This window comes from Aquimarina sediminis (assembly GCF_002895435.1).
Classification (GTDB): domain Bacteria; phylum Bacteroidota; class Bacteroidia; order Flavobacteriales; family Flavobacteriaceae; genus Aquimarina; species Aquimarina sediminis.
The window spans coordinates 304,197-327,055 of record NZ_POYJ01000001.1 but is presented as its reverse complement, the minus strand read 5'-3'; the positions used below and the strand labels follow the sequence as shown (position 1 = coordinate 327,055).

Annotated in this window: 21 protein-coding genes; 4 read left to right on the top strand and 17 right to left on the bottom strand. The window is 32.2% G+C overall.

The window, feature by feature from the left end; all coding sequences use genetic code 11:
- Window positions 1-9: 9 nt before the first annotated feature.
- The 11 genes from C1X07_RS01435 to C1X07_RS01385 all read right to left on the bottom strand — a co-directional run bounded on the left by C1X07_RS01435 (window position 10) and on the right by C1X07_RS01385 (window position 13,908).
- A complete protein-coding gene (locus C1X07_RS01435) occupies window positions 10-894 on the bottom strand; it encodes a DMT family transporter (RefSeq protein ID WP_103068196.1) in 885 nt (294 codons plus the stop codon).
- 124 nt (window positions 895-1,018) lie between these two features.
- A complete protein-coding gene (locus C1X07_RS01430) occupies window positions 1,019-2,734 on the bottom strand; it encodes an efflux RND transporter periplasmic adaptor subunit (RefSeq protein WP_103068195.1) in 1,716 nt (571 codons plus the stop codon).
- Window position 2,735: 1 nt separating this feature from the next.
- A complete protein-coding gene (locus C1X07_RS01425; protein ID WP_103068194.1) occupies window positions 2,736-3,440 on the bottom strand; it encodes a PepSY domain-containing protein in 705 nt (234 codons plus the stop codon).
- A gap of 1 nt (window position 3,441) precedes the next feature.
- On the bottom strand, window positions 3,442-5,940 hold the full coding sequence (locus tag C1X07_RS01420; protein WP_103068193.1) for a heavy metal translocating P-type ATPase: 2,499 nt from the start codon (window positions 5,938-5,940) through the stop codon (window positions 3,442-3,444).
- Window positions 5,941-6,013: 73 nt separating this feature from the next.
- Window positions 6,014-6,574, bottom strand: a complete 561-nt coding sequence (locus C1X07_RS01415; protein WP_241507169.1) for a helix-turn-helix domain-containing protein — start codon at window positions 6,572-6,574, stop codon at window positions 6,014-6,016.
- An 80-nt stretch (window positions 6,575-6,654) separates the two neighbouring features.
- The gene (locus C1X07_RS01410; protein ID WP_103068192.1) at window positions 6,655-7,203 is read right to left on the bottom strand and encodes a DUF3347 domain-containing protein; all 549 of its coding nucleotides are present in this window, start codon (window positions 7,201-7,203) and stop codon (window positions 6,655-6,657) included.
- 17 nt (window positions 7,204-7,220) lie between these two features.
- A complete protein-coding gene (locus tag C1X07_RS01405; RefSeq protein ID WP_103068191.1) occupies window positions 7,221-8,438 on the bottom strand; it encodes a TolC family protein in 1,218 nt (405 codons plus the stop codon).
- On the bottom strand, window positions 8,435-12,169 hold the full coding sequence (locus C1X07_RS01400; RefSeq protein ID WP_103068190.1) for an efflux RND transporter permease subunit: 3,735 nt from the start codon (window positions 12,167-12,169) through the stop codon (window positions 8,435-8,437). The genes C1X07_RS01405 and C1X07_RS01400 overlap by 4 nt, the downstream gene beginning before the upstream one ends.
- A 102-nt stretch (window positions 12,170-12,271) precedes the next feature.
- The gene (locus C1X07_RS01395) at window positions 12,272-12,688 is read right to left on the bottom strand and encodes an HYC_CC_PP family protein (protein ID WP_241507168.1); all 417 of its coding nucleotides are present in this window, start codon (window positions 12,686-12,688) and stop codon (window positions 12,272-12,274) included.
- A gap of 95 nt (window positions 12,689-12,783) precedes the next feature.
- On the bottom strand, window positions 12,784-13,305 hold the full coding sequence (locus tag C1X07_RS01390; protein WP_103068189.1) for a GNAT family N-acetyltransferase: 522 nt from the start codon (window positions 13,303-13,305) through the stop codon (window positions 12,784-12,786).
- A 66-nt stretch (window positions 13,306-13,371) separates the two neighbouring features.
- On the bottom strand, window positions 13,372-13,908 hold the full coding sequence (locus C1X07_RS01385; RefSeq protein WP_103068763.1) for a Crp/Fnr family transcriptional regulator: 537 nt from the start codon (window positions 13,906-13,908) through the stop codon (window positions 13,372-13,374).
- A gap of 268 nt (window positions 13,909-14,176) precedes the next feature.
- Here C1X07_RS01385 and C1X07_RS01380 point away from each other — a divergent pair, with 268 nt between their 5' ends.
- Window positions 14,177-14,503, top strand: a complete 327-nt coding sequence (locus tag C1X07_RS01380) for a hypothetical protein (RefSeq protein ID WP_103068188.1) — start codon at window positions 14,177-14,179, stop codon at window positions 14,501-14,503.
- Window positions 14,504-14,544: 41 nt separating this feature from the next.
- On the opposite strand, the gene C1X07_RS01375 is transcribed toward C1X07_RS01380, so the two are convergent.
- Together C1X07_RS01375 and C1X07_RS01370 are read right to left on the bottom strand one after the other, a co-directional pair.
- Window positions 14,545-15,111: a hypothetical protein gene (locus C1X07_RS01375; protein ID WP_103068187.1), complete on the bottom strand. Its 567-nt coding sequence runs from the start codon at window positions 15,109-15,111 to the stop codon at window positions 14,545-14,547.
- Window positions 15,112-15,247: 136 nt separating this feature from the next.
- Window positions 15,248-15,601, bottom strand: coding sequence for a hypothetical protein (locus C1X07_RS01370; RefSeq protein WP_103068186.1), 354 nt, complete (start codon window positions 15,599-15,601; stop codon window positions 15,248-15,250).
- 114 nt (window positions 15,602-15,715) lie between these two features.
- Here C1X07_RS01370 and C1X07_RS01365 point away from each other — a divergent pair, with 114 nt between their 5' ends.
- A complete protein-coding gene (locus C1X07_RS01365; RefSeq protein WP_103068185.1) occupies window positions 15,716-15,925 on the top strand; it encodes a hypothetical protein in 210 nt (69 codons plus the stop codon).
- 130 nt (window positions 15,926-16,055) lie between these two features.
- On the opposite strand, the gene C1X07_RS01360 is transcribed toward C1X07_RS01365, so the two are convergent.
- The 4 genes from C1X07_RS01360 to C1X07_RS01345 form a co-directional block, all read right to left on the bottom strand.
- On the bottom strand, window positions 16,056-17,378 hold the full coding sequence (locus C1X07_RS01360; RefSeq protein ID WP_103068184.1) for a S41 family peptidase: 1,323 nt from the start codon (window positions 17,376-17,378) through the stop codon (window positions 16,056-16,058).
- A gap of 123 nt (window positions 17,379-17,501) precedes the next feature.
- Window positions 17,502-18,293, bottom strand: a complete 792-nt coding sequence (locus tag C1X07_RS01355) for a helix-turn-helix domain-containing protein (RefSeq protein ID WP_103068183.1) — start codon at window positions 18,291-18,293, stop codon at window positions 17,502-17,504.
- 106 nt (window positions 18,294-18,399) lie between these two features.
- Window positions 18,400-19,113 (bottom strand): LytR/AlgR family response regulator transcription factor, encoded by a 714-nt coding sequence (locus C1X07_RS01350; RefSeq protein WP_103068182.1) that lies wholly within the window; start codon window positions 19,111-19,113, stop codon window positions 18,400-18,402.
- Window position 19,114: 1 nt separating this feature from the next.
- The gene (locus C1X07_RS01345) at window positions 19,115-20,092 is read right to left on the bottom strand and encodes a sensor histidine kinase (protein WP_103068181.1); all 978 of its coding nucleotides are present in this window, start codon (window positions 20,090-20,092) and stop codon (window positions 19,115-19,117) included.
- A 345-nt stretch (window positions 20,093-20,437) separates the two neighbouring features.
- On the opposite strand from C1X07_RS01345, the gene C1X07_RS01340 reads away from it, so the two are divergent.
- Window positions 20,438-21,298 carry an ABC transporter ATP-binding protein gene (locus C1X07_RS01340; protein ID WP_103068180.1) on the top strand — a complete coding sequence of 287 codons (861 nt, stop codon included), beginning with the start codon at window positions 20,438-20,440 and terminating at the stop codon, window positions 21,296-21,298.
- An 8-nt stretch (window positions 21,299-21,306) separates the two neighbouring features.
- Complete coding sequence (locus C1X07_RS01335) at window positions 21,307-22,857, top strand: hypothetical protein (protein WP_103068179.1); 1,551 nt, start codon at window positions 21,307-21,309, stop codon at window positions 22,855-22,857.
- Window positions 22,858-22,859 lie beyond the last annotated feature (2 nt).

The following is a 22,859-nucleotide window of genomic DNA, read 5'->3' as shown; positions in this document are numbered from 1 at the left end:
AAAAAAGTATTATGCAGTCTTATTCCTTAGTGCAAGTATATTTCCGATAATAATAAGCCCCATTCCTATAAAAGCAAATATATCAGGAGAATACCCTTCAAAAATAGTTGATATTGTTAAAGCAATTACAGGGATTACAACAATAGTATACGCTGCCTTGCTCGCTCCCACTCTCCCAATCAAGGTGAGATACCCCGTAAACGCAATAATAGACCCAAAAATGGCCAGATAGCCAAGTGACGAAATATAAGGAAGAGAAAAATCAAAATTTATTTGTTTGCCACTGACTATTGCAATGATCAGCATGGCAATTGCCCCATATATCATACCAAAACCATTTGTTTGAACAACTGGAAGTTTAAACGTACGCTGATTATAAGCTGATGTAATATTACCTAAAGAAGCAAATGTGATTGAGGCAATACAAAATAGTAGCCCCTTGATTTGATCATCTGTAAAATTAATCCTTCTAAACTCTGATTGATAAATCAAGATTGTTCCTATAAGACCAAAAATAGCTCCAATTATTATATTTTTTTTGATCTTATCACCTAAAAACAGTGCTCCAAAGAATATATTTAAAAAAATAAGAGTTGAAAATGCAACTGCCACCAGTCCACTACTAAGGTATAATTCTGATATATATACCAACCAATAATTAGTCCCAAATAGTAAAATACCTTGCAAGGCAACAAAGAAATGTTGTCTTTTTGTAAACGATAAAGGTAGTTTTCTAAGTTTAGAATACCCCAATAATATTGCTCCGGCTAATCCAAATCGGTAAGAAACCGAAATTATAGGATCTACTACACCTAATTGATATTTAATAATATACCAGGTCGATCCCCAAATTAAAGCAGGGATAATAAATAATAAATAGTTTGATTTATACACTGACTGAAAAATTACTTTACCAGGGTAAAGGTATAGTATAAGTTTTAAATCATTGACATAGATATTCTATTAAAATGAAGTACTACCCAAAATGAGTAAAAAGCAATTATAAGGTGCAAAATAATCAATTAATGGTATCAATTACACTACCACAAGTTAACATTGCATCACCAAAGTACGGATTACGAATCTCTTTTTCTGTACTTAACCAGATAGCTCCTTTATTTGTATTAGCCATTGGGCATCGTTGCACATACATAGTCATATCTTTCATATCTACCTGCGATATCAATGACAGCACATTTTCGCTTAGCACTACAAAATGAGCCCTTTGATTATTTATATCATTCTTTTTTACAATCCCATCTAGCATTTCAAGACTTCTTGTAAGATGTGTTTTTTTCTTTGCCTTTACTTCTTCGTTCATAATCACTTTTAGTGCTTTACTCATTTTTTTTGCATGAATAGTGACTTGAGAAGCATTAGATTGAACCAATGCATCTTTCATCTCTAAATATGAATCAAGAGCAGATAAAAAATCTTTCTGAACAGATGTCGATAATTCCATCTTCATCTCAGTATGACCTTCATGCCCAGTCATAGTTTTTCCTCCTTCTTTGTTCATCATTGACTTCTTACCTTGAAGCTGCGCTGCGGCATCTACTGTAAAAGTACCATTAGTAACAATTTCATCTCCATGATCAAGCCCTTCTAAAATGGTATACATATCTCCATTAGCATTTTTTAATACTATTTCTCTCATTTCAAAAATAGGTTCATCAGGGTTGGTTTTTACATATACCACCGAGCGTTCTCCTGTCCATAGAACTGCACTCGAGGGTACAGTAAATTGTTTTGTATTCGTCTCTACACCGTAGATTTTACCTGTTACAAACATCCCTGGTTTAAAAATATCATCTTGATTATTGAGAGTAGCTCTAACATTAAGTGTTCTGCTTTTTGCATTTAACACCGGATCTATAAAAGAGATTTTTGCATTAAAATCTTTATTAGGATAAGCATTTGTAGTTATGGTTATTTTTTGTCCTTTTTTAAACTGAGAAATTTGATTTTCGTAGCCATCAAACTCTGCCCATACTGTGCTAAGGTTACTTACTTTTACTATTGGTTGACCTTGTTTGATATAATCTCCTTCTGCACTAATTACTTCAGAAACGGTTCCTGATACGGTTGCATAAATAGGAAAGTTTTCCTGAGTTTTACCAGAAGATTCTATAGCATCTATTTGTTTTTCTGAAAGCTTCCATAATTTTAACTTATTACGAACTGCTGTGTAGAGTGTTGGTTGTGATTCTTTTAATGAGGCAGCTGTAATAAGTTCTTGCTGTGCTGCAATAAGATTGGGGGCATAAATATTAGCTAATTTTTGTCCTTTTCTGATTTCCTGCCCTTCATAATTAACATACAACCGTTCAATCCTACCTTCAAAATAACTTGCTTGTGTTGCATTTGCTTCTTCATTCTCTACAATTTTTCCGGATAAGGTGATTGTATTGCCTTCTTCTGCAATATGATTTCCTATAATTGTTGTTTGAATATTTGCCAGTGCCATAGCATTTTTGGTAAGTTTAAATTCATCTGCCGTAAGCCCATCTCCTACCGACGCAGCAGGAATCAGATCCATTCCACAAATTGGACAATCTCCTGGTTCTGGTTGCATAATTTGCGGATGCATAGAACAGGTCCACATTTGGTCTGCCGTTTCTGCGTTATGTTCGTGCTTGTCTTCTTTAATAGTATTACTAGTCCCAAAAACAATATAGCCTACTAATAGCCCTACCAAAGCTGCTATACCGATATAAATGATGTTCTTATTCATATTATTTCTTTTTCTTAATTTTTCTTACCGTCGGAGAGGAAACAAACCATAATACAAATCCACTTAAAACGGTTATTAACCCTAGTAAAGAAAAGAATCTCAAAACAATGGTATTAAAATCATCTCTTCCTTCGTAATCCATGGTATGAGTCATCCAAAGAAAATCAAACCAACGCCATGATCTATGTCTTACTCTCTGAAAATTGCCATCTGTGATAGAGATATAAGCTTTTACATGATCCGGGTGTTTATAAGAAACTACATAAGCTGGTAATGGTCTGCCTCTATATTCATGATGATTACCTACACTATCGATCTTTTTTATGCTTTCTACTTCTAATTCGGGTAGCATATTTTTTTCAGCAATTTTTAGCGCTTCTGATTGAGTAATTTGGGATTTAAGTTTTCCTGTTGTTGCATCAAAAAGCTCTTGGTCATTTACCCAATAATATGGTTTACCAGCTATTTCTCGAAGTTCTAAGGACTCTATAGCCCCTTTAGTACGAATTGCAGACGGACTTATTAGATTATTAAAAGATAATGAGGGAACATTTTCTGCCCTAAATTGATCTCCATGTATTTCATCTATATCTGTCCAGCTAAAATAAAGTCCACTAATTGTCCACATCAGGAATTGAATTCCTAAAAAAAGCCCTAGGTATCTGTGTACTTTTCTTATTTTGGTAGCTACTTGTCTTTTAACCATTTTAATTAATTTTTATTGATCTTAATCTTAAAGCATTTGTAATAACAGATACTGAGCTAAAACTCATGGCTAAAGCTGCAATCATAGGAGACAACAGTATTCCAAAAAAAGGAAACAATACTCCTGCTGCAATAGGCACTCCTAGTGTATTGTAAATAAGTGCAAAAAACAGATTCTCTTTAATATTTTTCATTACACTATTACTTAGCTTCTTTGCTTTCACAATTCCTGTTAAATCTCCTTTTACCAAAGTAATAGCTGCACTTTCGATAGCCACATCTGTACCTGTACCCATAGCAATACCTACATTACTTTTTGCTAGAGCTGGTGCATCATTAATACCATCACCTGCCATTGCAACAACTTTGCCCTCACTCTGTAGTATTTCGACTTCCTTAAGCTTATCCTCTGGTAACATCCCTGCTTTAAAGCTTGCAAGACCGAGCTCACGGGCAACGGCTTGAGCGGTATTGTGATGATCTCCTGTAAGCATAATAACATCTACTCCTATATGTTTTAACTGTTTTATAGCTTCTAAACTGCTTTTCTTTATTCTATCGCCTATTACCACATACCCAACTATATTGTTTTCAATAGATATGTAAGAGACTGTTTTTCCCTGCTTTTGATAAGAAAGCACGCTTTTTTCTATTGTATCAGAAACAAGTATTTTTGCATATTCCATCATTTTGGAATTCCCTAATATTACCTTTTTACCTGCAATAACCCCTTCAACTCCCTTACCTGTAACAGCTTTAAAGCTATTTACTTCCAAAATTTCAGTATTCTTCTCTATTCCATATGTAACAATTGCTTCGGCCAAGGGGTGTTCGCTTAGCTTATTAATTGAAACAATATATTGGAGTACTTCTTTTTCATGAAAACTATCTTCCAAAATTCTTACAGTATCTACTGTTGGTTTTCCTTCGGTTATTGTTCCTGTTTTATCGACTATGAGTGTATCGACTTTATTCATTACTTCTAGAGCTTCGGCATTTTTTATAAGCACACCATTTTGTGCTCCTTTGCCTACCCCAACCATAACAGACATTGGCGTAGCTAGCCCCAAAGCACAGGGACAGGCTATGATCAGTACAGCTATCGCATTAACCAATCCATAAACATAGGCGGGTTCTGGTCCATACAATACCCAAACTATAAATGTAATTATTGCAATGATAACAACAACTGGTACAAAGTATCCTGAAACAGTATCTGCCAGTTTTTGAATCGGCGCTCTACTTCGACTTGCATCATTTACCATGTGAATAATCTGAGATAGTAATGTATCTGCTCCTATTTTTTCGGCTTTCATCAAGAAAGATTGGTTTCCATTGATTGTACCACTACTCACCTTATCTTCTTCACTCTTATTTACAGGAATTGGCTCACCGGTTATCATGGACTCGTCGACAGTGGTTTCTCCTTGGGTAACTGATCCATCTACAGGTATTTTCTCACCTGGTTTTACACGAAGAATATCTCCTAATTTAATTTGATCGATAGAAATTTCTTCTTCACTTCCTCCTACAATGCGTATTGCTTTATTGGGTGCTAATTTCAACAATTCTTTTACTGCTGTGTTTGTTTTGCTATGTGCACGTGCTTCTAATACTTGCCCCAAAAGAACTAAGGTTAGAATTACGGTGGCAGCTTCAAAGTAGAGATGTACAGTTCCTTTTTCAGTTTTAAAATGATCTGGAAAAAAATCAGGGAAAAACAATCCAACAACACTAAATACCCAGGCTACTCCTGCTCCTATACCAATAAGTGTAAACATATTTAGGTTCCATGTTTTTATAGAACGAAAAGCCCGTTCAAAGAACATCCATGTGGCATAAAAAACAACAGGTACAGAGAGCCCAAATTGAATCCAATTCCAATAGCTGAGATCAAACAACTTATAAAGAGGGTTATTTGGAAGCATTTCTGACATTGCAATTATAAAAATGGGTAGCGTGAAGGCTACTGCAATCCAGAATTTCTTAAGGAGTATTTTATAATTCCTTTCTTCTACCGAGATATCGGGTTGAACTGGTATCAAATCCATACCACAAATTGGGCAAGGTCCAGGGGTATCCTCGACTACTTCTGGGTGCATAGGACAAGTAAATTGTTCAGAAACAGCTACTTTTAAATTAATTTCTTCTACCAAATCCATACCACAAACCGGGCAATCTTGCAATTTGTCATATGTTTTATCCCCTTCACAGTGCATTGGGCAATAAAAGATTCCATTGCCTTTTTTTGGAGGTGTTTTTTCTTTAATTTCTCTATTGTCGTATTCTCCTGGATTATGAATACGATAACGAGTATTTTTTTCTTCTAAAGCGTTTTGAAAAACATTAATTGCTATTGGGGATTCTGTTTCAATACTTGCTTCAGATTTTTCTAAATCTACGGATACATTCGTTACATTGTGAACACTACCAAGTATACTTTCTACATGAGCTCTACATCCATTGCATGTCATTCCCGATATGTGATATGTATATTTCATCCTTTAATTTTAGGTATTCATGGCAAAATTATTGAGTATATCCCTTTTTCTATTTGACAATTATGGTTAGTTCTTATACAATTTTGTCTAATGGTTGTCGATCCCATGATTGCAAGTTTTTATAATCACTCATCGATATGCCTGTGATTGTTTTAAACTGTTTTGCAAGGTGGCTTCCACTTTTATAATCTAGTGAATAGGAAATTTCAGAAAAGCTTAAATTTCCCATCTGTATAAGCTCTTTGGCTTTTTCTATTTTGAGGCGGATAAAATATTTTTCAATCGTTATCCCCTGATTGTTACTAAATAATTTACTTATAATCGAATACTCTTTATTTATATGCTTTGAAACCAGATCAGAAAGTTTTTGATTATGTCTTTTTTCATCTGACACCAAGGTGATCAAATAGGATTTTATTTGTTCGACAATAAGATCTGATTCATCGTGTATGATTTCGAATCCATTTCGTGTAATTATTTCTTCAACTTTTTGAAAATCTATTATTTCAATATCTTCAAAAATTATTTGACCAAGTTTAATAGTTTTAACAGGAATTCCAGATTTCTGGAATTCCTGCTGTAAAACACTGGTACATCTATCACATACCATATTTTTTATTAAAACTTTTTTCATGTGCTTGTTTTTTTACTTTCCAAAATCACATAGAAATTTAGTACGATCGAAACAGTTTTATATTCGATATTCTAATAGTTCTATTTTATCTTTTGTATCGTATCTGTTACACTACCACAATGTAGCATACGGTCTCCAAAATATGGGTTCATAACTTTTTCTTCTGTAGATAACCAATACCCTCCTTTGTTATCAAATGCCATAGGACAATATTGTTTAAAAATTTCTCCAGATATTATTGTTTCCTTTACAATGGTATCAATAAGTAAAGTTATTGTTGTAAAACTATGCCTTTGCGCCTCTATATCGTCAGTATTCATAATTTCTGTTGTTGCTTTCTTAAGAGAAGTACTTGGTAGTACTTTACTTAATTTTTCTGCTCCTTCTTTTACTTTCTCTACATCAGAATCCACCAAAGCATTTTTAATTTCAATATAATATGTAAAAGCTTCTTTGGCCTTATTGTTTCTAAATTCTGGCATATCTGAGACTTTGGCGTTGGCATTCTTTTGAGAATCTTCATGTGCCTCTCCTTTATTAGATGAATCTCCAGTATTTTTACAAGAAATTGCTGTAATTGTAAGAATTGATACCAACGCTATTTTAGTATATAGTCTATAACTTTTCATTCTATTTGTCTTTAATTTTAATTTGTTAAATAATTTATGATTGCCGTTTGTATATAGTATTGTTTTATATTTTCTATTTGATTGAGTTGAAACTTAAGCTGTAACTCTAGGATATCCAAGATATCATTAAAATTAACCGTTCCAGTTTCATAACTCTTTATAAGAATTTCTTCTGCATTTTTTGCTCGTTTTAAATTTTCGATTTGAGTTTCATTTTTGATTCTTGCAGTATTTCTTTCTGACACTGCCTTTGCCAGAAGTGATGCTAGTCGATGAAAACGTTCATCCTTTTGTGCTTTAATTTCTTTTTGTCTTAATTCATTCTGTAAACTTTTGGATTTATATTTTTTATTGAATATTGGAATCGAAAGAGATATCTGCGGCATTATAATATCTTTACCATTATCGCTAAGACTAATATCTCTTCTTTCGGATACAGGTATATAGTCTAGTCCAAATCCTATTTGAGGAGCACTCTCTTTTTGATTAAGTAATTCTGACTGATGTACACTTTCATATAGCTTATCATATTTGAGCAATTCTGGATTAAGTTTCAATCCATCTTCATTAATAATAGGATCTTCTGATGGAATTTCCTTTAGTAAGGGCACCCCTATATCTATATCATACTTCCTGTTTAGAAGGCTATTGAAAGTCGTTTGCTCTGCATCAATACCTTGTGCATGTACTTTTTTATGTTGTTCTAATTCATTCAATTTAATTTGTAATCTTAAAACGTCTACTGCAGAGGCTTTGCCAACTTCTACAGATGTTAATGCCAACTTCTCATAAGTCTGTAAAAGTAAAATATTCTCATTAAGTATTCTATGTTTTGAATGAATAGCGGATAGCTCATAATACGATTGAGAAATTGCAAGTGCTAACTTTCTTTTTACAATAACAATATCAGTATATTCTGCTTCGGCAATTGCCGAAGAATAATTTTCTCTTGCTGTGATAGTTCCAAACCATGGTAACATTTGTTTGATAGAAAATCTGGCACGTTGAGCCCCCGTTCTAGTTTCGGGTTCACTTACAAAATAACCTGCACTTATTTGAGTATTTGGGATGGCATTACCTTCTTCAATTTTTTCTTTCGAAATACTATGCCGAAGTATAAACGATTGAATTTCTAGATTATTAAGCTCTGCTTCCTGAATATAGGATTCAAGTTGCTGCGCCTTAACAACAGTTGAAACAAAAACAAGGCAAATAATAACAATTAGGTGTTTCATTTATGTAATCGTTTAAATTCAATTTCTTTTTTCCATCCAAATAATACAGGAACAACAAATAAGGTTATTAGCGCTATCCCCATACCCCCAAAAGAAGGGATTGCCATTGGTATCATGATATCACTTCCTCTACCTGTTGATGTTAATATTGGTAATAATGCCAAAATTGTTGTTGCTGTCGTCATCAAACAAGGTCGGATTCTTTTTTCACCCGCTTCAATTACTGACGCTTTAATTTCTTCCAGAGATTTTGGCTTATTCCTATCAAAAGTTTGAGTAAGATATGTAGCCATTACCACACCATCATCTGTAGCAATACCAAAAAGGGCAATAAAACCTACCCATACAGCAACACTTAGGTTTATAGTATGCATCTGGAACAAATCTCTAATATTTTCTCCGAAGAAATCAATATTTAAAAACCAACTCTGACCATATAACCAAATCATAATAAAACCACCTGCAAAAGCCACAGCAATACCTGTAAATACCATTAAAGAAGTACTTACTGAACGAAACTGGAAGTAAAGAATCAAAAAGATTATAGCCAACGCCAATGGTACTACAATTGATATTGTTTTTTCTGCTCTTAATTGATTTTCATAAGTACCTGTAAATTGATAATTTATTCCTTTTGGTATTATAAGTTCTCCTTTTTCAATCTTATCTTTTATTAGTTTTTGGGCATTTTGAACCACATTAACTTCTGCAAAACCATCCAATTTATCAAATAATACATATCCAACAAGGAAGGTATCTTCACTTTTAATGACCTGCGGTCCTTTTTGATATCTAATAGTAACTAGCTCACTTAGTGGTATTGGATTTCCTTTTTCGACCGGTACATAAATAGTTTCGAGATCAGATGGATTAGATCTAAGTTCTCTAGGGTAACGTACACGCACTTCATAGCGTTCTCTTCCTTCAACAGTTTGAGTAAGTGGCATCCCTCCTACTGCTACTTCGAGTACTTGTTGTACCTGTTCGATTGATACTCCATAACGCACCAGCTGTTCTCTATCAATATCAATTAGCAAATATGGTTTTCCAACAATACGATCTGCAAAAACGGCTTCATTTTTTACTCCCTCGACTTCTTTTAAAATGGTTTCTAATTGGATTCCAAAAGCTTCAATTTGTTTTAAATCTTGTCCTTTTACCTTTATTCCCATTGGTGCTCTCATACCCGTTTGTAACATAATTAACCGTGTCTCTATGGGTTGTAATTTGGGCGCAGAGGTTACCCCGGGGAGCTTGGTAACTTTTACTATTTGATTCCAAATATCATCTGCAGATCGTATCTCTGGTCTCCAATTACGATAAAACTCACCATTATGATCAGTAATAAGATTTTCTTTATTAATAGCAAAGTACTTTGTTTTTGAAGCTTTTTTTAGAACGTTTGAATCGATATCATAATTCTGGTTATAAATTAAACTTCCATCTTTTCCCACAAAAAAACCATCATCATCAACTTTATATCGCTGTCTTTCTCCTTTTTCATTAAGCATGTACTCTGGTTTGTATAAAATGATATTTTCATACATCGATAAGGGAGCCGGATCAAGGGCTGATTCTATTCTACCTGCTTTCCCCACTACAGTATTGACTTCAGGAATATTTGCTACCGCCATATCTAATTGTTTTAAGATACGTTTACTCTCATCTATACCTGCATGGGGTAAAGTGGTTGGCATTAAAAGAAATGATCCCTCATTGAGCGAAGGCATAAATTCTTTTCCTGTAGTATTCATTATTAAAAAGCCAAAGATCACAATAAGCGTAGGCAATGACAAAAACATTATTTTATTTTTTAATGCCCATTGTAGTATTTTGGTATAATATTTTCGAAATAATGTGAAAGTTCCTAATAACCCGAAACATATTATTCCTACAAAAACAAGGTTCCAGAAAATATTTTTATCCACTCCTAGAGGTCGCCAGTATTCTGCTAATAAAAACAGTATTGTAGTTGCAGAAATTACAATATTTATTAAATTCCTTTGTTTTTGCGAAAGCACATTTTTTAAACCAAGAATAGCCGTTCCTCCAAACACTATTAGAATCACTCCCAGCCACGACCCATAGAAAATTGCTACACTACCCAATAAAACTATAATACCATTAATACTATAACTTATTGATGTTTTTATATTTTTCTTTTTGAATAAAAAAGCTGCAAACGGAGGGATCATAAATAGTGCTACTATAATAGATGCTGTTAACGCCATTGTTTTGGTAAAAGCTAAAGGTCTAAACAGTTTTCCTTCTGCGCCAATCATTGTAAACACTGGTATAAAGCTAATAATTGTAGTTAGTACTGCGGTAAGTATTGCTCCAGAAACCTCGGATGTAGCATTATAAATAACGGTATTAATTGGAAGACTATTTTTATTATCATCAAGGTGTCTAATCATATTTTCAGACAATATTACTCCAACATCTACCATTGTACCAATTGCAATTGCAATACCTGATAATGCTACAATATTAGCATCTACATCAAAGAATTTCATTGCTATAAACACCATTAATACCGCAACTGGCAAAAGTCCCGAAATAAGAATTGATGCTCTTAAATTAAACACCATTATAATTATAACCAGAAAAGTTATGAGAATTTCTAATGTCAATGCTTCATTAAGTGTACCTAATGTTTCTTGAATAAGCTCTGTTCGATCATAAAAAGGAACAATGGTTAATTGTGATGTACGTCCATCTTTTAATTGTTTTGATGGTAGTCCTGCACTAAGCTCAGCAATTTTGTCTTTTACATTATTAATCACCTCCATTGGATTTGCCCCATATCTAGCTATCACTACTCCCCCAACTACTTCGGCCCCTTCTTTATCAAGTATCCCTCTTCTGGTTGCAGGACCCAAATTGACTTTGGCAACGTCTTTAATACGTATAGATGTAAATTCTTCTGAGGATATTACAGCGTTTTGAATATCTGCAATAGATTTAATATACCCCAATCCACGAACAAGATATTCTGCCTGATTAATTTCTAAAGTTTGGGCTCCTATATCACGGTTTGACTGCTTGACTGCTTTAACAATATCATTTAAACCAATATTATATTGTTTCATTAGTTCTGGATTAACATCTACTTGATATTCTTGCACATACCCCCCTATAGATGCTACTTCAGACACCCCGCTGGCAGATGATAAAGCATATTTAACATAATAATCCTGAACACTTCTAAGTTCATGCAAATCCCAGCCGCCGGTTACATTTCCATTTTCGTCTCGCCCTTCTAAGGTATACCAAAATATCTGACCTAATCCTGTTGCATCTGGTCCTAAGGTAGGGTTTACTCCATCTGGGAGTAAACCACCAGGTAGTGAATTAAGCTTTTCGAGAATACGGCTACGACTCCAATAGAATTCTATGTCCTCTTCAAAAATTATATAAATACTAGAAAAGCCAAACATCGAGGAACTACGCACAGTTTTTACACCAGGTACTCCCAAAAGAGAAGAGGTTAATGGATATGTTATTTGATCTTCTATATCCTGCGGAGATCTTCCTTGCCATTTTGTAAAAACAATTTGCTGATTTTCGCCAATATCAGGAATAGCGTCTACTGCTACGGGATCACTTGGCAAAATACCCGTCTCCCATCCAAAAGGAGCATTGACAACGCCCCACCCTACAAAAAGAGCTAATAATAGAACTGCAACCAGTTTATTTTCGATAAGAAATTTAATGCTTTTGTTTAGCATATTTTGATTATTAAATAATTAGTAAAACTGCTGTTTATAAATGACAAACAACAACTTAGCCCAAATGAATCTACACTGGGTATAACTTAATCATCCAATAAATCAAATTAGGAAAGTCTCATAAAGAACGTATATATCTTTAATTAGCAAAGGAGGTGGATACTCCTTAAAAGAAATTACGCTATTATCGACATTAGTAAAGAGGTCAATATATGAATAGTAAAAAGATGCAACAAAAACCTGTTGCTCAAAGGTAATCTTATCAAATAAGGTATGCTGAAGCTCATCTTGCCCTTCAAAAGCGAATTGCTTATCTGTGCAACAACCTTTTTTTGTTATAGGACAGAATGTAGAATCCGTAGCTTGAAGTTCCATACCACAGGTTTTTGCTTCTTTGAATAAAGCAACATCTACCAAAGTTCTACCACAATAATGTAGATCCAAAGTAAATGACATAGTAGAGAACATCACTACTAGTGTCATTAGAATTGCGCATATTTTGTGGATACCCTTTTTCATTTTACAAAACAAATTTACAAAAAATTGATCTAAAGAATTTTGTTTAACAGAAATTTAATCCTCAATTTTATTTAAGATCATAAAAAATAGCGGCTTCAAAACACTTTGCCATAGTAGTTTAGATCAACGATTTCACCTCTTGTTGTCTTATAATCGCATCGAATAGTTCCTTCCAATTTGAAGCCACTATTTAATGCTACATTAATACTTCTCTTATTTCTACTAGAAATCCGACAAAGTAGTTTTTTAAATTCATGCTCATTTACAATATCATCAATAAGTTGAGATATTGTATTTGTTATAATCCCTTGTCCTTCATATTGTGAATCAATAAAAGCTCCTAGTTCTGCTTTTGGTATGCTCCAATCTATGTTTTTAACATCTATAAAACCTACAAATTTTTGAGTATCCTTCTCTATAATAACATATGGAAAATAAGATTTATTTTTAATTTTCTTATCCACTTCTAGGCAATAGCTTATAGTATCCTCCAATGTTTTGGTATAACAAACAGTTCCTGCAAAAAAATCCTCTAATCGATTTCGATTTCTATCGATTAATTGAAAAAAAGCTTCACTCCTTTTTACATCCAATAATTCAACCAGGTAATTTTTCATGTATCAAATATGTTATAGCATTTTTACAAAATAACCATTTAAAAAAAAGACAATACTTGATTGAAATCAATATTTTTTTACTCTTGATAATGTTTCAGGAGCCATGCGTAAATAAGATGCTATGTATTTATGCGGAATTTCTTGAAATAATTGTGGTCTCCGTTTTAATACTCTCTTATAACGCTTAATTGGTGATGAAATCAAAAGATCTATCTCTCTTTCTGTTTGCAAAAGAATAAGTTCTTGAAGTATTTTATGCCATAAATGCAAATTTTCTGGATTATCAGTTATAAACTCCATAAACTCTCTTTTTGAGATATAATGTACAGTAGTTTTCTTTAGTGCCTGAATTTTTAATTGGGATGCTTGCTCAGAAAAAAAAGAATCTAATGTAGTTATTAGAGATCGTTTATAACCAAAATACAAAATATACTCCTCAAAATCATTAACAAAAAAGACCCTCAAGCTTCCTTTTACAACAAAATATAAATTTGTATTGTTCTTACCAGAGCTATTCAAATATTCATCCCTTTCTAAAATCTTAGTTTTGGTAAGAATTCCTTTTTCTTCTAGATTATTTTTTAATTCTTGGATTGCTTCCATTCGATAAACATTATAAAAAGACTTGTATATCATCATTGCAACAAAATACTACAAAACCATCAGTATATTTAATTTATATGAGAAATAGATACTCGTCAAATGACAACGGTAATAATAAATAATAGCTTTACAGAACAATACATCAGCTAAACCCCATTATGCGTATCAATCTAAAAACAAGTGTTTTAACTTATAAAAATCAGTCTTTCAACCCTTTCCCTCTGCAATTATAGATTATATATTTGACCAAACAAATACATTACAAATCATGGCAAAATCATCTTTTCAAGTAGAATCGTATTCATACTATAATTGGTCATCAAGAAATAACGGAAAATCCAATCTAATTTTAAAAGGAGCTACAGGGCAAGTTTGTTCAGTCTGGTTTAAAGAGGGTCCTAATGCAGTACTACCTGCTGCTACCAACACAGGATCATACTATAGTTTTTATTATCACCATGATCAGCTACAGCATCTAATAGACATGCTTAGAAACGAGAACCCAATTTATGTTTACTTCAATAATGATAATAATTTTAATAATTCAAGGATTTCTACTGGTAATGAACCAGTTGGAGAAGGAGAAATGGCTTAAATTTATTCTATAATTTCTCTGTACAGTTCGGTATCATTTCATTATTCTTTCCACCCCCATGGAGCTTCAGGAGTGTTTACTGGTTTTGTTATATCCATGACTACTCTAAATACTCGAGAAGTACCAATACGTCTTAAATTATAGGTAAACTCATTTTCATCTAAAGTAATCCACCAAACATTAGTAGAGGCAGCGGGAATCATAACTTTTGTTTCTTCATCGGCAGGAAATATTTGTATATTTTTCTGCCCCGCATTTGTGGTGGTCCCTCCATATTGAGTGATTTTATCCTCTGATCCATCTTTATGCCTATGATCATGTTTTAATGTTATACGATCGCTCTTGTAGGTTAGTATCCAAGTTCTGGACTTATCTTCTCCTACAAAAAAGGGAATTTTTATAATAGTATCACTACAATAGCGGACATGCATAAGCAATCGTTTTCCTCCAAACTTTTCATCTTCAATTGGTAATTCTAGCGTTCCTTCAAAGGATTTCCCACATAAGGCTTGTAAAGAATTCCAAAATTGCTGAGTTTCATTTACTTCTTGAGAGAAAGAAATTGTACAACTACATAATAGAAAAATAAAAACATATATTTTATTCATAATGATATAGTAAAATAGAATTTTGAAAGTTAAGTATTATTCTTGATAGAAATCCGCTCTACTATACATAAAGAAAGACCACTATATAGCGGTCTTTCTTTATTCATGTAGGTAAGTTTAGGGTATTGATTATATGTTAATGTCCCGCAAGCAACACATAAGAGTCTGTCATCGGAGAAACACTATATTCTTTTACATTTTTTATATTTTTTAAATGCTTTTCTGCTTCTTCAAAAGCTGTTTCTAATGCACTTAATTTAGAATTCTTACTAACCACAATAGTTTTTGAAATTGAATTACCATTAGTGTACTCAATGGTCATTTTCCATTTCTTAATTGAGTGAAGATTCTTCTTCTGTGAAGCATTACCTTCTACAGTTTTTTCTTTCTCAGTTTTTTCTTTTTTATCAAATGAGGTAGGCTCAGTAGTAGGTGTCGAAGCATAACCAAAAGATACGCAAAACACTGCTATTGCTAATAAAAGTTTCATAGTTAGATGATTTGATTTGTATGCTACGAATATACAAACATTTTTTTAATATACAAATATTTCTTTAATAAAATTTTATTTGATTAATCAAATGTTATATGTATATTTGTTCTTATGATTAACAGGAAACTAAAAAAGCTCCTAAAACGAAGTAAAGGAGCTAAAACAGTGTATGGTATTTCAAAAGCTTTGGGGGTTAGTCCACAGGCAGGAGATTATGTTGTAAAGAAAAAAGATCTGGTAAAAGACTTTGAACGGCTACAAAAAATTGCAGATTACATGGGGGTAGAAATAAAGGATATTATTGATTATAAAGAAAAATAAACCTTTTGGTAGGTAAGCAAATAAAAAAACCAGATCGTCTCTAACGAAACTAATCTGGTCTTTGTTTTAAAAAAATTGCTATTATATAGCCTTACTCCTATATTATTTATAGATGCATACTACATGTTATTTATTGGGCGCTAATTCTTTTTAACATTTCTTGTGCATTTTGTCCAACACCATCTGGATCCATTTTGATCACTTTATTATAATATTTAATTGCCATATCCTTATTTTCCATTCCTAAATAGGCTTCGGCTAAGCTATCCCATGTATTTGCAGAATGAGGAAACAATGAAGTATTAGTTTTAAAAATTACCAAAGCTACTTGCATATTCTTTCTTTGTAGATATACATATCCTAAGTTATTTATCTCCCCTTCATCTATCATATTTGCCTTAATTAATCTTTCTAACTGATTGTGTACTTCAGCACCTTGCGTATTTTTTCCTTTTTTATTTTCTAAGTCACTAAGAGCTTTCTCTAATGGTTTAAAGAATGAATCTCTATAGGCTATTGCTTTTATTTTTGCTAGTTCTTTTGCCTTCTCTAAAGCTTCATCTGCATCCATTTTGATATCTGGCTGCACCCCTACACCTTCCCAATTGGTTTTGGTTACAGTATTTATAGTTCTGGCATATGGTATTCCGATTCTATAACCTTTGTCAAGAGAAAAACCTCTTGTTGGGTGTGCACCTCCACCGGTAACCTCTCCTATTATGGTTGCTCTACCTCTACTTTGCATAGTATATGAAAAGTCTTCGGCTCCAGAAAAGGTATAATCGCTTGTTAGAATATAAACCGGAACTTTAGGTCTTTTTATTCCTTTTACATCCACTACCCACAATTTTTCTGTATGATCATTTGCTCTTGAATATATACTGTTTAGCAATAATTTTTCATTAAAGAAATAACTACTCAAGTAGTTTACAGTCTCAGGGCTTCCTCCTCCATTTCTTCTCATATCAATAATGATTGCATCTGCTACCTGCATTTCTTTCATAACAGCATCTATCTTTGCTCTATGAAAATCTGCACCTCCAAAAAAAGCAAGGTCTATATATCCAATATTAGATTCCCATAGTTGAAATCCTCTTAGCATTGGAGATCTATATCTACTTAAATGTTGAACAAATTGGTCATTTTTATTACCCGCCGGCTGTTTAGGACGAGGAGCCATAAAGCGGAGATGCTTATCTTTGGTAATTTTGCTAAGTTGTTGGTTTAATAACTTAGCAAAATCGGTGGGAGATTTATCAGTAAAAACTCCTTCTTTAATTAACGCATCCAAATGTGTATTGGTCTCTTTTGCTTTGTCCAAAAAGATGTAATTTTCTTCTAGTAACTTTTGTACTTGTTTTACAATATCATTATTTGATTGAGCATACTGAAGAGATGCGGTGAAAAGTAATGTGATGAGCATTATACTTTTCTGTAATACTGTTCGTTTCATGAAAATTGAATTATCGATTGATGTAGGCAATTACAGAAATTACCTAATATATGCATTTATACAATGTAAAATAACGAATTAAGTTTTACTGAAAATAGTATGAAATTAGCGTCAGATTAATTTTTAGACCCGTCTAAATTCATTTGGTCTGAATCCTGTATTAATTTTGAATGTTTTAGTAAAATGACTTTGATCAGAAAAACCACAGAGAAAAGCTATTTCTGTCATTGATTTATCACTGTGTTTAAGAAACAAAACTGCTTTTTCAATCTTAATCCTACGCATATATTCTCCTAGAGTACAATTAAAATATTTTGAAAAATATTTTGAAATAGTAACGGGATGGATTTGAAGTTCTTGTGATAACTCTTGTAGTGTAATAAATTCATTCCTGCGGTCATGTAATAATTCCTTTATGGTATCAACCCATATAGGTTTAGAGCTGGTTGTTATTTTTGTATATCCAGAAAACAATGTGAGTAATGAAGAGTGAATAGAATCAGAAGTAGATATATCATCTATCTGTAGTTCTCTGTATATTTTTAATAACTGAAATTGAACTGCTGTGTTTTTAAGAATTGAAGTCCTGAAATCAGAAGTAGATAAATCATTTTTAACAAAAAAATGATCATCAATCTCAATATTTAAGTTTTCTGAAGGAAATGCAGTATGCCTATTGCGATGCACCTCCAACTTATCATATAGTATAATACTACCTGGCAGTATTTGGATATCTTCTTTTTTTCGTGATTCCAAGTTTCCTCCTTGTAACACCAAAGAAAGATGGTATTTTTCATGAGAATGCCAATCCTCAGAAACTGGTTTTTTATATTTTACCATAGAAATATCATAATCTCCAAAAGAAAACTGCGCTGTAGTTTTTCCTAAAAACTCTTTTGTTTTTAATGATATCATGATAAGACGTCTAAATCAGTTTTTTACAAATAATTACTCTAATATAGTAATAAGATTATAAAGCTGCTTAAGTATCACTTGGTTTTCAGACATAAAAACCTTTTGATTACATTCCGTCAATTCTATCCAAGATTAATTTACGATATGATTTCCCTATAGGCAATGTTTCCAAACTATTTAATGTTAATTGATTTCCTTCTATTAACTTTAATTCATTAAAATTGATAATAAATGACTTGTGAATTCTAATAAAATCTTGGTTTGGAAGTTTTTCAAAGAAGTCCGATAATGTATTCGGCGTCAAAATCATGATATCTGTATATATCTTAATATAATTGCCATATGCCTCTACATATCTAATATCATCAAAGGGTACTTTTATTAATTTTTTATCGCTTTTTACAAAAATAGATGTAGGTATTTCTTCATCTTTTGGAGGAATAATAGTTTCTTTTTTGGCGCTTTCCTTTTTTTGAACTTTCATAACCGCTTGTATAAAACGTTCTAAGGAGAAAGGTTTCAACAAATAATCAGCAACAGATAACTCAAATCCTTCTATCGCATATTCAGAATATGCTGTTGTAATAATCACATCAGGTCTATTTTGCATTGTTTTTAACAAACTTAACCCTGATAATTTAGGCATATTTATGTCTAAAAAAAGAATGTCTACTGTTTGCTTTTGGAGTTCATCCATTACTTCAAAAGCATCTTTACAAGAAGCTACGAGCTTCAAATACGGTATTTGTTTTATATAATTTTCTAAAATCTGTCGAGCAATAGGCTCGTCATCTGCAATAATACATTTTAAAATTTCCATTTTAAAGGTCTAGCGTTAATTGAACTAAGTACTCTTCTTCTTGTGTGTTAATTGTTAAAGTATGCCTGTCTGGGTATATTAAAGCCAATCTTTTTTCTGCATTTTGCAAACCAATACCACTTTTTCCTTTTTCTAAATCAGCTGAGTTATCCCTACTACAGTCAACTGTATTTATACAGCTAAACTTTAACTCATTAGTATCTGCCACTATATTAACGGCAACTTTGCTTTTTTCTTCTTTAGTTACCCCCAAGTGTTTAAATGCATTTTCTACAAATACGATCAACAACATAGGAGCGATATATAAATTAGAAAATTCTCCTGAAACTTCTAACTTGATATCCGTTTTATCCTCTAAACGTATTTTCTCTAAAGACACGTAATTTTGTATATACTGAATTTCCTTTTTCAAAGGAACCTTTTGCTCCTTGGTATCATACAAGCTATATCTTAGTAAATCCGAAAGTTTTAGCATTAAACCGGGCAATTTATCAGAATTAACAACAGATAACCCATATAAATTATTTAAAGTATTAAATAAGAAATGAGGATTTAACTGTGCTTTTAGCAATTTTAACTCTGCATCCTTTATCTCTTGTCTACGTGTAAAGCTATCTTTTGCAATTTTGATAGCCGAACTAAATAACAATGCCAAAATCATAACAGCAAAAAGATTATACAACATTGCCCATTCAAATTCTTCTAATTGATTGCTAATAAAAAACACTGCAATGCTGCTGAAAATAAAGGCATTCAAACAAAAACAAGCTAATCCCAAAAGCTTATTTTTCCGATTAAACAAGGGTAAAATTTTTAGATTATTTATGTAAACCGGAAGTACCAAAAATAGCCCTGCCAACAACGCTGTCAAAGGTCTATTTTCTGATTGAATAGTCATGGTAAGAATTAGTATGATAAACACCCATACAGCTATATTCTGTATAATACGATTATCAACCCATTGATCTAGTTTAGACATACTTTTTACTTTAAGTAATCTCAAAAATACTAGAAAAAGCCTCTATAATGCATATAATAATGACAAAAGGATCTCTTTTTGGTGTAAACATACTTTATAAAATGATAAAGGTAAAAAAATCTCCTTTTATCATTTATCACTCAATACCTGCAGTATATCACTTTTTATTTTTAATCCTTGAATTTATAAACACTTTTGAGGCAACGAATTAAAAAACTATTACAATGAAATCAATTCTAAATCTTTGTTTATATATAATATTCTTATGTATAAGTGTTCTTAAGGTCATAGTAAGTGTATAAAACCATATATCGCTAAAAATTAACTTTTCAAAACAACAATCAAATGAGACTAGATATACAAAATGTATCCAAAAGATATAATTATAAAAAATATGGTTTAAAGGAATATTCACTAAGTATTGAAAAAGGTATTTTGGGGTTATTAGGACCAAATGGAGCAGGCAAATCTACTCTTCTAAAAATGATCGCTACCATAAGTAAACCGTCTGAAGGAATCATATTGCTAAACAAAAATAATGTAATAAAAGATCCCAATTATATGAGAAAACAGTTAGGGTATCTACCTCAAGATTTTGGTGTCTACCCAAATCTTAATGCCTATGAATTTTTATCTTACATGGCAGCCCTAAAAGGAATTGGTGGTAATCAGTTAAATCAAAAAATAAATTTTCTTCTAGAAGGATTAAATTTAATCGAAGTAGCCAAAAAACCAATCGGTAATTACTCTGGTGGAATGAAACAACGAATAGGCATAGCACAGGCGCTACTTAATAACCCAAAAATAGTATTATTTGATGAACCTACCGTTGGGCTAGATCCAGAAGAACGTGTACGTTTTAGGAATCTAATTTCTGAATTGGCTAATGATTGTATTGTTATTTTATCCTCTCATATCGTCTCTGACATCGATACTATTGCGGATGAAGTAGCTATAATGAAAGAAGGGCGACTTCTTTCTCAAGGAACCCAAAAAACAATTGTAGATACTGTAAAAGGAAAAGTATTTGAAACCATAATAGCCAAAGAAGATATTCACAACTTTGCAAATAATCACATTGTTCTTAATACCATCAGAAAAAAGGATAAAATAACTGTTAGACATATCTCTGAAACAGGTTATGGCCAACATACTCCTTGTACCGCAACTCTAGAAGATGCATATCTCTATACTACCAAAAAATAACGTGATATATGAAAAATTTTATAACTATTATAACCTCTGATTATTTACAACGTACCCGAAGCTATGCTTTTTTGATCACCTTATGTATTAGTTTGGTAATAGCATATACGTTTATACCTTCTCCAGATGCAAATTATTCAACGATTAGAATTGGAGACTATCTTGGTTTTTATAACTCATCATGGATTGGTTACGTATCTGCCCTTATGACAAGTATTTTTCTTTCTTTAATTGGATTTTATCTCGTTAACGGTTCAATCAAAAATGATATTGATAGTAAAATCGGTCAAATTATAGCAACTACAAAAATTTCAAATTTTGCATATCTATTTTCTAAAACCATCAGTAATTTCCTTGTGCTGATCACCATAGCATTTGTAGTATTTATAATGAGTATCCTATTATTCTTTTTATATAATGATGGATTTTCTTTTGAAATACTACAATTTATAACTCCATATAGTATTATTGTAATTTCTTCTTTATTCTTTATTTCTGTCCTAGCAGTACTATTTGAAGTGTTTTTAGGTCAAAAATCAATACTTCAGAATATTCTTTTCTTCTTTCTTTTTGGTGCATTAGCAGTATATCAACCTACAAATGATGAGAACTTTTATTTTGATGTATTTGGAACTAAGATAGTTACTCATAAGATGGAAAAAACCGTAAAAAAAATCACGGGTAAGGAAGAAAAGAGTGGATTAACAATAGGGTTTGTTTTAGGAAATATATCAAATACAAAACACTTCACTTTTAATGGAATAAATTTTCCCCCTCAATTTATAGTAAGCCGCATATCCTGGATTGCTATTTCTTTACTTTTATTAGGGGTGGCATCTCTGTTTTTTCATAGGTTTAAGATAAAAGAACGCTTTCAGGTAAGGAAACATAAAAAAATAACACTAAAAACAAGTACTGCAAATAATATTGATATTTCTACACTTCCAAAAACATCACTTTCTTTTAAAATACTACCTCTGATCAAAACCGAATTTTTATTGCTTATAAGACATGGACATAAATGGCTGTGGATACTAAATATTGGAGGCATGATAGCCTTATGCTTTACTCCAATATCTATTGCTCATCAAATGGTATTACCAATCTTATGGTTTCTGCAAGTTAGTAGATGGTCATCATTGGTAACCAAAGAAAGAATATATAACACACATTTTTTTACATTTTCTTCTTATCAACCTTTGCAAAGATTACTTTTATCACAAATAATTTCAGGAATTTTACTAGCAATATTACTTGCTATCCCTTTGCTCTTCAGATATATTTTACAGTTTGATTTTGTACCCGCGATCTCGATTATATTTGGTGGTGTTTTTATTGTTTCATTTGCTGTTTTAACAGGAATGTTAACCAAAGGAAAAAAACTATTTGAAATCCTATTTTTTTTGATAACCTATGCCAATCTTAATACCATACCATTAGTTGACTACTTTGGTGGATTACATGATCAATACAGTTATCTTATGGGGATTTTAGTTATCGTAACCCTATTGCTTACTATGAGTTATATTGTTAGAAATCTCGAATTAAAAAAAATGTAAGT

What these genes read in the sequence shown, in the direction of transcription:
- C1X07_RS01420 (WP_103068193.1), bottom strand. Translation starts at nt 5,940, where the DNA reads ATGAAATATACATATCACATATCGGGAATGACATGCAATGGATGTAGA.
- C1X07_RS01400 (WP_103068190.1), bottom strand. Translation starts at nt 12,169, where the DNA reads ATGCTAAACAAAAGCATTAAATTTCTTATCGAAAATAAACTGGTTGCA.
- C1X07_RS01380 (WP_103068188.1), top strand. Translation starts at nt 14,177, where the DNA reads ATGGCAAAATCATCTTTTCAAGTAGAATCGTATTCATACTATAATTGG.
- C1X07_RS01360 (WP_103068184.1), bottom strand. Translation starts at nt 17,378, where the DNA reads ATGAAACGAACAGTATTACAGAAAAGTATAATGCTCATCACATTACTT.
- C1X07_RS01340 (WP_103068180.1), top strand. Translation starts at nt 20,438, where the DNA reads ATGAGACTAGATATACAAAATGTATCCAAAAGATATAATTATAAAAAA.
- C1X07_RS01405 (WP_103068191.1), bottom strand. Translation starts at nt 8,438, where the DNA reads ATGAAACACCTAATTGTTATTATTTGCCTTGTTTTTGTTTCAACTGTT.
- C1X07_RS01395 (WP_241507168.1), bottom strand. Translation starts at nt 12,688, where the DNA reads ATGAAAAAGGGTATCCACAAAATATGCGCAATTCTAATGACACTAGTA.
- C1X07_RS01370 (WP_103068186.1), bottom strand. Translation starts at nt 15,601, where the DNA reads ATGAAACTTTTATTAGCAATAGCAGTGTTTTGCGTATCTTTTGGTTAT.
- C1X07_RS01390 (WP_103068189.1), bottom strand. Translation starts at nt 13,305, where the DNA reads ATGAAAAATTACCTGGTTGAATTATTGGATGTAAAAAGGAGTGAAGCT.
- C1X07_RS01375 (WP_103068187.1), bottom strand. Translation starts at nt 15,111, where the DNA reads ATGAATAAAATATATGTTTTTATTTTTCTATTATGTAGTTGTACAATT.
- C1X07_RS01385 (WP_103068763.1), bottom strand. Translation starts at nt 13,908, where the DNA reads ATGGAAGCAATCCAAGAATTAAAAAATAATCTAGAAGAAAAAGGAATT.
- C1X07_RS01355 (WP_103068183.1), bottom strand. Translation starts at nt 18,293, where the DNA reads ATGATATCATTAAAAACAAAAGAGTTTTTAGGAAAAACTACAGCGCAG.
- C1X07_RS01430 (WP_103068195.1), bottom strand. Translation starts at nt 2,734, where the DNA reads ATGAATAAGAACATCATTTATATCGGTATAGCAGCTTTGGTAGGGCTA.
- C1X07_RS01365 (WP_103068185.1), top strand. Translation starts at nt 15,716, where the DNA reads ATGATTAACAGGAAACTAAAAAAGCTCCTAAAACGAAGTAAAGGAGCT.
- C1X07_RS01350 (WP_103068182.1), bottom strand. Translation starts at nt 19,113, where the DNA reads ATGGAAATTTTAAAATGTATTATTGCAGATGACGAGCCTATTGCTCGA.
- C1X07_RS01425 (WP_103068194.1), bottom strand. Translation starts at nt 3,440, where the DNA reads ATGGTTAAAAGACAAGTAGCTACCAAAATAAGAAAAGTACACAGATAC.
- C1X07_RS01415 (WP_241507169.1), bottom strand. Translation starts at nt 6,574, where the DNA reads ATGAAAAAAGTTTTAATAAAAAATATGGTATGTGATAGATGTACCAGT.
- C1X07_RS01345 (WP_103068181.1), bottom strand. Translation starts at nt 20,092, where the DNA reads ATGTCTAAACTAGATCAATGGGTTGATAATCGTATTATACAGAATATA.
- C1X07_RS01410 (WP_103068192.1), bottom strand. Translation starts at nt 7,203, where the DNA reads ATGAAAAGTTATAGACTATATACTAAAATAGCGTTGGTATCAATTCTT.
- C1X07_RS01335 (WP_103068179.1), top strand. Translation starts at nt 21,307, where the DNA reads ATGAAAAATTTTATAACTATTATAACCTCTGATTATTTACAACGTACC.